Here is an 8,745-nt window from a genome sequence, read left to right as displayed (position 1 = left end):
GCTGCCTTACAGCCGTACCAGCTTCGATTACCCACAGCCGGTGAACCATGACGAATACCGCAGCATGTTCAGCGGTCGGCTCGACTATGAGCAACCGTTCAGCGGCTTCTCTTTGGCTGGGCGCTATTTGCTGTGGCCGCTGGTGCGCAGTGAGGCCGATATCCAGCGCTTCCTGGCGGACACCCCACTGCTGGTGTTCCGCCGCCCGGTCAGCGATGACCAGTTGGTTAGTCGGTTGCGGGCGCTGTTGCAGGAGCACGAGTTCAGCGCCTTCCCCGACCTGCAGCAGGTGGCGGACCAGCTGCACCTGACTCCGCGCACCCTGCGTCGCAAACTGCAGCAGCAGGGCACTGGACTGGAGCGGATCAAGGACAGCCTGCGGCGGGAGTTGGCGCTGCGGTTGCTGCGCGATGAGCAGCTCAGCGTCAGTCACGTGGCCGGTCGCTGCGGTTTCTCGGAGGTGGCAGCATTTTCGCGAGCGTTCCAGCGCTGGGCCGGGCAGGCGCCGTCCCATTGGCGCCGGCAGCAGCAAGGCGCGCCCGGCAAATAAAGGTAAAGCGCGGTGTCAGCGGTCATCGCTGCGTGGTAGTGATAGCAGCATTGTCACGCGGGGCAGCGGGAACCAAATTGCGGTTTAGCACTCTGACTCCCCGAGTGCTAATATCGACCCGTTCCGCAGTTCTGGGAGAGCCTGACACATGACCGCACACCTGAACCCCTTGGAAACCATGGCCCTGAGCGTGCCCGGTGCCAGCCTGGATCAATACATCCAGGCCGTGAGCGCGGTGCCGGTGCTGACCGCCGAGGAAGAGCGGGCGCTGGCGGAGCGGCTGTTCTACGACGAAGACCTGGAAGCCGCGCGCAGCCTGGTGCTGGCGCACCTGCGTTTTGTCGTGCACATCGCCCGCAGCTACACCGGTTACGGCCTGCCGCTGGGTGACCTGATCCAGGAAGGCAACGTTGGCCTGATGAAAGCCGTGCGCCGCTTCGATCCCAATGTGGGCGTGCGGCTGGTGAGCTTCGCGGTGCACTGGGTGAAAGCCGAAATCCATGAGTTCGTGCTGAAGAACTGGCGCATCGTGAAAGTGGCCACCACCAAGGCGCAGCGCAAGCTGTTCTTCAACCTGCGCGGGCAGAAGAAACGCCTGGGTCGGCTGACGCTGGAAGAATCCCAGCGCGTTGCTGACGACCTCGGTGTGTCGCTGCAGGATGTGCAGGAAATGGAAGGCCGGTTGGCCGCCTACGACGCCTCCTTCGACGGCCCGCTGGACGATGACGACGACAGCCCGACCTTTGCCCCGGCCCAGTACCTGCAGGTGGAAGGCGGTGACCCGGCAGAGATCCTCGCCGAAGATGATTTCCACCAGCAGAGCAGCCGCCGTCTCGGTGCCGCCTTGCAGCATCTGGATGCGCGTAGCCGCGATATTCTGGAGCGCCGCTGGCTTACCGACGACAAGAGCACGCTGCAAGAGTTGGCCGGTGAATACGGTGTGTCCGCTGAGCGTATCCGCCAGCTGGAAAATGCCGCCATCGGCAAACTGCGCAATGCAATGCTGGCTTGAGGCTGTACACTAAGGGCCCGCGCCGCTGGGCCCTGTCCTCCTACTGCAGGGAGGCTGGAAAGCGCTGTCACAGGCGCTTTTTTTGTGCCCGCAGAGGCGCTCCTGTCGGAGCGGTTGACCATGCTGATGGTATTTGCAGCACTCAATGGTGCCTTGGCGGTAGCGCTGGGTGCGTTCGGCGCCCACGGGCTGCGCAACCAAGTGGAAGCGAGCTTGATCCCGGTATGGGAAACCGCCGCCCATTACCACCTGGTGCATTCGGTGGCGCTGCTGGGCGTAGCATTGCTGGCGCGGGTGCTGCACAGCAGCGCCGCCATCCAAGCCGGTTGGTTGATGGCTGCCGGCATGCTGGTGTTCAGCGGTAGCCTGTATCTTCTGGTGCTCAGCGGCCAACGTATGCTGGGTGCCATCACGCCGCTGGGTGGCGTGGCCTTGATCCTGGGTTGGCTGTGGCTGGCCTGGGCACTCTATAAAGCAGCCTGATTGATGAGGTGAACACGGTGAAGTTGCTCGTGAATGGACAAACCCTGCAGTGCGAGGGCCGCACCATTGCGGAGTTGCTTCAGCAGTTGTCGCTGAGCGGCCGCCGGTTGGCGGTGGAAGTGAACCAACAGATCGTCCCCAAGAGTGAACATGCCGGGTATGCCCTGGCCGAGGGCGATGTGGTGGAGATCGTGCACGCCATTGGCGGCGGCTGAGCGTATCCAGCGAGGAGACACGATGTCAGACGATACTTTTGAAGTGGCCGGCCGGCGGTTCAGCTCACGGCTGTTGATCGGCACCGGCAAGTACCAGGATTTTGAACAGACCCGCGCCGCCATCGAAACCAGTGGCGCCGAGATCGTCACCGTGGCGATTCGACGCACCAATATCGGCCAAGACCGCGATGCGCCGAACCTGCTCGATTTCATCTCCCCGGACCGCTACACCATCCTGCCCAACACCGCCGGCTGCTATAACGCCGTCGAAGCGATGCGCACTTGCCGCCTGGCGCGCGAGTTGCTGGATGGCCACGACCTAGTGAAGCTGGAAGTGCTGGGTGACCAGAAAACCCTGTACCCGGACATGGACGAAACGCTGCGCGCTGCCGACCAGCTGGTGAACGACGGTTTCAAGGTAATGGTGTATTGCAGTGATGACCCGATTGCCGCCAAGAAGCTCGAAGATATGGGCTGTGTGGCGGTGATGCCGCTCGGCTCGATGATCGGTTCTGGCCTCGGCATCCTCAATCCGCACAACATCCGCATCATCCTCGAAGACGCCAAGGTGCCGATCATTGTCGATGCCGGCGTTGGCACCGCCAGCGATGCGGCGGTAGCGATGGAAATGGGCTGTGCCGGGGTGTTGATGAACTCCGCCATCGCCCACGCGCGTGATCCAATTCTGATGGCCAGCGCCATGAAAAAAGCCATCGAGGCGGGCCGCGAAGCCTGGCTCGCGGGGCGCATGGAAAAGCGGGCCTACGCGTCGGCGTCCTCGCCGTTGTCGGGGCTGTCGCTGGGGCGTCCTTGAAAGTCCTGCGGCGGGGGTAAGTGTGGGCCGCCATGCTTGGCGGCCCGGCTTCGCCATGGAACAGCAAGCGGACTGTGTGCCGTGCGCTCGACCTCTACGGCTCCCTGCGGGAGCGTCCGATCACCGGCGCTGGTCTCGAACGGTGCATCAGCCGTGTCTGCAGCGGTCGCCATCCGGTTATAGAAAGGCGGATCCTGCATGCCTTTCCAAGCACGTTAAGGCAGTGCTGCCCTGTTATTGAGCCTGACTGTTTTGAGTGCACCACCGCGCCGGCTTGGCGCGGTGATCGCGTCACTCTGCCGCGTTAATGACCGGCCGCGGCGCGCTGTCGGGCAGCATGCAGTTTCTTGTAGCTGTCCACCAGCCGCTGGTGTCTGTCTAGCCCTTCCAGCGCCAAGCTGGTGGGCGTCAGGCCGTAAAAACGCACCGACCCTTCGACGGAGCCCAGCACCGCATCGAGCACCGTGTCGCCAAACATGCGGCGGAAGTTGGGCAGGTAATCTTCCAGCGTTAGGTCGTCTTCCAGCGTCGCCTCCAGCACCACTTGCATGGCCTGATAAAAGCGACCGCGTTCCACTGTGTTGTCGTTGAATTGCAGATAGGCTTCCACCAGCTCGCGTGCCTGTTCCAGTTCACCCAGGGCCAGGTAGATGAGCAGCCGCAGCTCCAGAATGGTCAGCTGGCCCCAGACGGTGTTTTCATCGAACTCGATGCCGATCAGCGTGATGATTTTCAGGTAATCATCCTGTTCGCTTTCTTCCAGGCGCTCCACCAGGGCAGCCAGTGCTTCGTCACTCAGGCGATGCAGGTTGAGGATGTCCTCGCGGAATCGCAGCGCGATATTGGTGTTGTCCCACACCAGATCTTCCACTGGATACACCTCCGAATAGCCCGGCACCAAGATGCGGCACACCGGCGCGCCGAGGTGCTCAAACACCGTCATGTAGGCGTCGTGGCCCAGTTCGTTGAGGAGGCTGAACAGGGTGGCGGCTTCTTCTGCCGTGGTGCCGGAGAAATCCCAGTCGCAGAACGCATAGTCTGACCGGGCGCTGAAAAAGCGCCAGGACACCACACCGCTGGAGTCGATAAAGTGCTCAACAAAATTGTTCGGCTCGGTTACCGCTAGGCTGTTGAAGGTGGGCGCTGGCAGGTCGCTCAACCCTTCGAAACTGCGGCCTTGTAATAGCTCGGTGAGGCTGCGCTCCAGTGCCACTTGGAAATTGGGGTGCGCGCCGAACGAGGTGAATACGCCGCCAGTGCGCGGGTTCATCAGCGCCACACACATGACCGGGAAACGGCCGCCCAGTGAGGCGTCCTTGATCAGCACCGGGAAGCCCTGGGCTTCGAGAGCGCGGACGCCTTCCTGAATATGCGGGTAGCGGGCCAGCACCGCCTCGGGCACAGCCGGCAGCGCCATTTCATTCTCGATGATGTCTTTTTTGACCGCGCGCTCAAAAATTTCCGACAGGCACTGCACCTGGGCCTCCGGCAAGGTATTGCCGGCGCTCATACCGTTGCTGAGATACAGGTTTTCAATCAGGTTTGACGGAAAATAGACCACTTCGCCATCGGACTGGCGGGTGTAAGGGATGGTGCAAATACCGCGCTCAGGCGTCCCGGAGTTGGTGTCAAAAAGATGCGTGCCCAGCAGCTCGCCGTCCGGGTTGTAAATGGCCAAGCAATGGTCATCCAGCACGCCGGCTGGGATTTCACCATTTGGGCCCGGCTGGAACCACTTTTCATTGGGGTAGTGAACGAATTCGCTGCCGGCGATGTCTTGCCCGAAGTACTGATCGTTGTAGAAAAAGTTGCAACTCAGGCGTTCGATAAACTCGCCCAGCGCCGAGCACAGTGCCGCTTCCTTGGTGGCGCCTTTGCCATTGGTAAAGCACATGGGCGAGGCCGCGTCACGGATATGCAGTGACCAAACATGCGGCACGATATTACGCCAGGAAGCGATCTCGATTTTCATGCCCAGACTCGCCAGCCGGGCACTGAGGTTGGCGATGGTTTGTTCCAGCGGCAGGTCCTTGCCTTCGATAAACGTCTGGCTGGCGCCATCCGGTTGCACCGTGAGCAGGGCTTGGGTGTCGTCATCCAGGTTGTCCACCAGCTCGATCTGGAAGTCTGGCCCAGCCTGGACCACCTTCTTGACGGTGCAGCGCTCAATGGAGCGAACAATGCCTTGGCGATCCTTGTCGCTGATGTCCTCCGGCAGTTCCACCTGAATGCGGAAAATCTGCTTATAGCGGTCTTCCGGATCGACGATGTTGTTTTGTGACAGGCGGATATTGTCGGTGGGGATGTTGCGGGTGTTGCAGTACACCTTCACAAAATACGCCGCGCACATGGCTGACGAGGCGAGGAAGTAGTCAAACGGTCCCGGCGCCGAGCCATCGCCCTTGTAGCGAATCGGTTGGTCCGAAATGACGGTGAAATCGTCGAACTTGGCCTCCAGGCGGAGGTTGTCGAGATAATTGACTTTGATTTCCATGGGCAGTGCACCGGGCAGACGTATCGCGGCCGCGATGGTCGCACAAAACCCGGTCCTGGCCCACGCTTCGACGCTCCCTGTGCGTAGTGCAGGCGGGCGCGCGGCACCCCACTTGGGCGCTCGCCGGTTTGACCGCGGTCACTTGGCGTGCCCTGTGGCTGCACAGGTTCGGCAGTACCGCGATGGCGGCACTAAGGGGCGCTTCAATCAGGCTTAAATCGATAGGGTCTTACTGCCGGCGAGGCGATCTCGGCGCAACAGGTGCGCTCTCGTGCTGGTCGCTGGAAAGTGAGTGGCGTAAGGGCTAGGGCGGGTCGCCGCAGCCCTTGTCGATGCCTGCTGCGTCAGGCCTCTACCGTTTCCACTTCAAAGTGCTCGTAGAGCCGGTCGAGCACATCCCGCAACAACCCTGCTTGCAGTGACAGCCGTGCCATCAGTTCGGCCAGCGCGTCGTCGTCGCGCAGGTTGTCGAGGTTTTCCTGAGTCAGCTCCAGCGGCTTGATGCGCTTGAGTTGCAGGGTGTCGGTGAGGTCGAACTCGAACTCGTCGTTCCACACCATGTTCAGCTTGGTAGCCTGCATGCCGCCGTCCAGGTGCGCCAGCACTTCGTTGCTGCCCAGGTCCAGCGCGCTGAAGCGGGCGCTGGCCTTGTCGTCGGCGGTGCTCTTCAGCTCCACTCGGTCGCCGAGGGTGAAGCCAGCGGGCATAGCGCCCGGCTCGCGCAGCCATTGGGTCAGCGCGGTGGCGGGTGAGAAACCGGCATTGGGGCGGGTCACTGGCAGCGAGCCGATCGCCTTGCGCAGCAGCGTGATCACTTGCTCGGCGCGGGCGTCAGTACCGGCATCGACCAAGATGCGGTGGCGCTGCAGGTCGATCAGGAACGGCGTGCGGCGCGAGCGAGTGAAGGCGCGCGGCATCAGCTCAAAAGTAATCTGGTCTTTGAGGTCAGCGCGCTCTTTGCGGCCTGGGCGGCGGCCTTCTTCTTCCTCGATCAGCGCCAGCTTTTCGTCCAGCAGCTCCTTCACCACCGCGCCGGGCAACAGCCGGCTGGTTTCTTGGTACATACCGAGAATCAGGCTGCCGTCGCTGTGCAGCAGCGCCTCGTGGTCCTTCAGCGGCGCCACCACGCCTTCGGTGCTGAGTGATTGGCTGCCGAGCTTGCCGCAGCGCACCGCTTGCAGAGTGTCTTCCAGTTCTTGGGCGGTGAAAGTGAAGCGTTCACTGCTCTGGAACACGCACAGATTCTTGATCCACATAGGTCGGGTCCTTCGAAAAGGCTGTCCGAAGGGACAGTGTCGGAGTCGGGGCGGCACCTTAACGCAGCACCGGGTTCGACTCAAGCGGCGGCGGGGCGGTTGGCCGAGCGCCAGCGAGGGCCTACACTGGCGCCCCCTCATCAGGCTCACAGGAAGGCCATGCTGGATTTTCTGCAGCAGGAAAAAGACCCCGTTTCCGGGCGCGTGATGCGCAAGGTGCGCAGTTTTGTGTTGCGCGAAGGCCGCTTGACCACCGGCCAGCAGCGGGCGCTGGAGACCCTGTGGCCGAAATTTGGCCTGCGCCAAGCCGACGGTCGCCTCGATGCGGCAGCAGTATTCGGTCGCGACGCCGCGCGGGTGCTGGAAATTGGCTACGGCATGGGCGCTTCGCTGGCGACCATGGCCGAAACCGCGCCGGAGCAGGACTTCATCGGCATTGAAGTGCACCGCCCCGGTGTCGGTGCGTTGCTGATGGAAATCGAAGCACGCGGGCTCACCAATCTGCGCAGCTACTGCGATGATGCGGTGGATATCCTTGAACATTGCATCCCCGACGCCAGTCTGGCGCGGCTGCAGCTCTACTTCCCTGATCCCTGGCACAAGAAGAAGCACCACAAGCGTCGCATCGTGCAGCCGGCCTTTATTGCGTTAGTGCAGCGCAAGCTGGCGCCGGGCGGCGTGTTCCACATGGCCACCGACTGGGAAGATTACGCGGTGCACATGTTGGAGATGATGGAAGCCGCAGCTGGTTGGACCAACCTGTCCGGCGCCGGCCACTACGCCGAGCGCCCGGCCTGGCGTCCGGAGACCAAGTTTGAACGTCGTGGCGCCCGCCTTGGCCACGGTGTTTGGGACCTGCTGTACCAGCGCGACTGATCCGCCAACCGCTGAGACGGGCTGTCTCAATGTGAGACGGCCAGCGGTCAATTTGTCCGCAAGTCATTGATTCCTTTATTGATCCGAGCTGGCACGGACTCTGCAGCGCGAGTGTCATTCCCGGCATCGCGCCGTGGCCGATGCCGTCCGTGCTCGCAGAACAATAAAAGGAAACACCATGATGATCCCTTCTTATACCCGGGGCGATCAGACCCCTCCCCTGCTGGCGATGACCATCGGCGCTGCACTGGAGCGGGCGGTTGCCCAGTTTGGTGACCAAGAAGCCCTAGTAGTGGCCCATCAGAACCTGCGCTACAGCTGGCGCAGCCTGTCCGAGGCGGTGGATGAGTGCGCCCGTGCGCTGCTGGCGTTGGGGCTGGAGCGCGGCGACCGGCTCGGCATCTGGGCGCCCAACTGCGCCGAATGGTGCATCGTGCAGTTCGCCACCGCCCGCATCGGCGTGATTTTGGTCAACATCAACCCGGCCTACCGTGTCGGCGAGCTGGAATACGCGCTGCGCCAGTCCGGTTGCGCCTGGGTGGTGTGCGCCGACCGCTTCAAGCAATCCGATTACCACGCCATGCTGCAGCAGCTGGCACCGGAACTGGCGGATGCCACGCCCGGCCAGGCCCAATGCGCGGCGCTGCCGGAATTGCGCGGTGTCATCAGCCTGTGCGAGCAGCCGCCGCGCGGCATGCTGGCCTGGCGGCAGTTGGCGGCATTGGCGGCGCAGGTGCCGGCGCAGCAGCTGCTGGACATCAGCCCGACGCTGCAGTTCGACGACCCGATCAATATCCAGTACACCTCCGGCACCACCGGGTTCCCCAAGGGCGCCACCCTCAGCCACTACAACATCCTCAATAACGGCTACATGGTCGGCGCCAGTCAGCGGCTCGGCCCAGACGACCGGGTAGTGATCCCGGTGCCGCTCTATCACTGCTTCGGCATGGTGATGGGCAACCTCGCCTGCGTCGCCCACGGCGCCACCATGATTTACCCCGCGCCGTCGTTCGAGCCGGAAGCCACGCTGCGCGCGGTGGAGCGG

At 62.6% G+C, this 8,745-nt stretch carries 9 protein-coding genes; 7 read left to right on the top strand and 2 right to left on the bottom strand.

Going from position 1 to position 8,745, the window contains the following annotated elements:
• The 5 genes from AB5I84_RS13685 to AB5I84_RS13665 all read left to right on the top strand — a co-directional run.
• The coding region (locus tag AB5I84_RS13685) for a helix-turn-helix domain-containing protein (protein ID WP_369456481.1) at positions 1 to 550 on the top strand (550 nt) is incomplete at its 5' end.
• A gap of 148 nt (positions 551 to 698) precedes the next feature.
• Positions 699 to 1,562: an RNA polymerase sigma factor RpoH gene (rpoH, locus tag AB5I84_RS13680; protein WP_369456480.1), complete on the top strand. Its 864-nt coding sequence runs from the start codon at positions 699 to 701 to the stop codon at positions 1,560 to 1,562.
• Between the two features lie 120 nt (positions 1,563 to 1,682).
• Positions 1,683 to 2,045, top strand: coding sequence for a DUF423 domain-containing protein (locus AB5I84_RS13675; RefSeq protein ID WP_369456479.1), 363 nt, complete (start codon positions 1,683 to 1,685; stop codon positions 2,043 to 2,045).
• Positions 2,046 to 2,062: 17 nt separating this feature from the next.
• Complete coding sequence (gene thiS, locus AB5I84_RS13670) at positions 2,063 to 2,260, top strand: sulfur carrier protein ThiS (RefSeq protein ID WP_369456478.1); 198 nt, start codon at positions 2,063 to 2,065, stop codon at positions 2,258 to 2,260.
• A 22-nt stretch (positions 2,261 to 2,282) separates the two neighbouring features.
• Positions 2,283 to 3,074, top strand: coding sequence for a thiazole synthase (locus AB5I84_RS13665; RefSeq protein ID WP_369456477.1), 792 nt, complete (start codon positions 2,283 to 2,285; stop codon positions 3,072 to 3,074).
• A gap of 304 nt (positions 3,075 to 3,378) precedes the next feature.
• Here AB5I84_RS13665 and AB5I84_RS13660 read toward each other — a convergent pair whose 3' ends face one another.
• Both AB5I84_RS13660 and AB5I84_RS13655 read right to left on the bottom strand, forming a co-directional pair.
• Positions 3,379 to 5,568, bottom strand: a complete 2,190-nt coding sequence (locus AB5I84_RS13660) for an OsmC domain/YcaO domain-containing protein (protein ID WP_369456476.1) — start codon at positions 5,566 to 5,568, stop codon at positions 3,379 to 3,381.
• Positions 5,569 to 5,912: 344 nt separating this feature from the next.
• Positions 5,913 to 6,824, bottom strand: coding sequence for a recombination-associated protein RdgC (locus AB5I84_RS13655; RefSeq protein WP_369456475.1), 912 nt, complete (start codon positions 6,822 to 6,824; stop codon positions 5,913 to 5,915).
• A 159-nt stretch (positions 6,825 to 6,983) separates the two neighbouring features.
• Between AB5I84_RS13655 and trmB the strand changes: the two genes are divergently transcribed.
• On the top strand, positions 6,984 to 7,700 hold the full coding sequence (gene trmB / locus AB5I84_RS13650; RefSeq protein ID WP_369456474.1) for a tRNA (guanosine(46)-N7)-methyltransferase TrmB: 717 nt from the start codon (positions 6,984 to 6,986) through the stop codon (positions 7,698 to 7,700).
• Between the two features lie 178 nt (positions 7,701 to 7,878).
• Positions 7,879 to 8,745 (top strand): AMP-binding protein (locus AB5I84_RS13645; RefSeq protein WP_369456473.1); only part of this gene is annotated, 867 nt, incomplete at its 3' end.

The sequence above is a fragment of the Alcanivorax sp. REN37 genome (genome assembly GCF_041102775.1).
Lineage (GTDB): Bacteria > Pseudomonadota > Gammaproteobacteria > Pseudomonadales > Alcanivoracaceae > Isoalcanivorax > Isoalcanivorax beigongshangi.
This window is presented reverse-complemented; position numbering and strand designations above follow the sequence as displayed.